2 protein-coding genes are annotated in these 1,677 nt (G+C 77.5%); both read left to right on the forward strand.

All coding sequences use genetic code 11. The annotated features are described in order from the left end of the window. Positions 1-211, forward strand: a 211-nt coding sequence (locus E1291_RS43010; protein WP_207401268.1) for a hypothetical protein, incomplete at its 5' end; no start/stop codon positions are given. A gap of 2 nt (positions 212-213) precedes the next feature. Beyond that, positions 214-1,677, forward strand: a 1,464-nt coding sequence (locus E1291_RS41285; RefSeq protein ID WP_207401269.1) for a type I polyketide synthase, incomplete at its 3' end; no start/stop codon positions are given.

Genomic DNA, 1,677 nt, shown 5'->3' on the forward strand with positions numbered 1-1,677 from the left:
GGCGGACCTGGCCGGCCGGGTGCGCGACACCGGCGGCGGCGACAGGGACGGCGGCGACAGGGACGGCGGCGACAGGGACGGCGGCGCCGGCCGCGACGACGACCGGGAGCTCGCCGCGGCCAGCGACGACGAGCTGTTCGACCTGCTGGACACCGAGCTGAGCGGGCTCGAACCCGGCGACCGCGACGTCCCGTCCGAACGGGGCCGCTGACCATGGACTCCGGCGGGACGGCGAACGACGACCGGCTGCGGTCCTACCTCAAGCGCGCCACCGCCGACCTGCGCCAGGCCAAGCGGCGCGTCCGCGAGCTGGAGGACCGGGCGCGGGAGCCGATCGCGATCATCGCGGCGGCGTGCCGGTACCCGGGCGGCGTGACCGGCGCTGAGTCGCTGTGGCGGCTCGTCGCCGAGGGCCGGGACGCCGTCTCGGCCTTCCCCGGCGACCGCGGGTGGCCGCTGGCGGAGCTGGCGACGCCGGGCGGGCCGGGTGCGAGCCACACCCTCCAGGGCGGCTTCCTGTACGAGGCGCCGCGGTTCGACGCGGAGTTCTTCGGCATCAGCCCGCGCGAGGCGCTCGGCATCGACCCGCAGCAGCGGGTGCTGCTGGAGATCGCGTGGGAGGCGTTCGAGAACGCGGGCCTGCGCCGCCGCGACCTCGCCGGCGGCGACACCGGCGTGTTCGCGGGCATCGCCGGGCAGGACTACCTCGCCCTCGCGGCCCGGGGCGGCGGCGAGGCGGCGGGCCATCTCGCCACCGGCAACAGCGGCAGCGTGGTGTCGGGCCGGCTCGCGTACACGTTCGGGCTGGTGGGGCCCACCGTCACCGTCGACACGGCGTGCTCGTCCTCGCTCGTCGCCATCCACCTGGCGGCGCAGTCGCTGCGCCAGGGCGAATGCTCCCTGGCGCTGGCCGGCGGGGTGACGGTGATGTCCACGCCCGGCCTGTTCCTGGAGTTCACGCGGCAGCGCGGCCTCGCCTCGGACGGCCGGTGCAAGGCGTTCGCCGCGGCGGCCGACGGCACCGGGCTCGGCGAGGGCGCCGGGGTCGTGCTGCTGGAACGGCTGGAGGACGCGGTCCGCAACGGCCGCGAGATCCTGGCGGTGATCCGCGGCTCGGCCGTCAACCAGGACGGCGCGAGCAACGGGCTGACCGCGCCGAGCGGCCCCGCGCAGCAGCGCGTCATCCGGCGCGCGCTGGCCGCCGCGGGGCTGCCCGCGGCCGAGGTGGACGCGGTGGAGGCGCACGGCACCGGCACCACGCTCGGCGACCCGATCGAGGCGCAGGCGCTGCTGGCCGCCTACGGGCGGGACCGCCCGGCGGACCGGCCGCTGCTGCTCGGCTCGCTCAAGTCGAACATCGGGCACACCCAGGCCGCGGCGGGCGTCGCCGGGGTGATCAAGATGATCATGGCGTTGCGGCACGGGACGCTGCCCGCGTCCCTGCACATCGACGCGCCGAACCCGCACGTGGACTGGGACGCGGGCGCGGTCGAGCTGCTCACCGGGCCGGTGGCCTGGCCCCGCCGGGACCGTCCGCGGCGGGCCGGGATCTCCTCGTTCGGCATCTCCGGGACCAACGCCCACCTGATCCTGGAGCAGGCGCCCGAGCCCGCCGGCGGCGGCCCCGCGCCCGGCGGCGAGCCGGACGGGCGGGTGATCCCGTGGGCGGTGTCCGCG

Source organism: Actinomadura roseirufa (genome assembly GCF_900659635.1).
Lineage (GTDB): Bacteria > Actinomycetota > Actinomycetes > Streptosporangiales > Streptosporangiaceae > Spirillospora > Spirillospora roseirufa.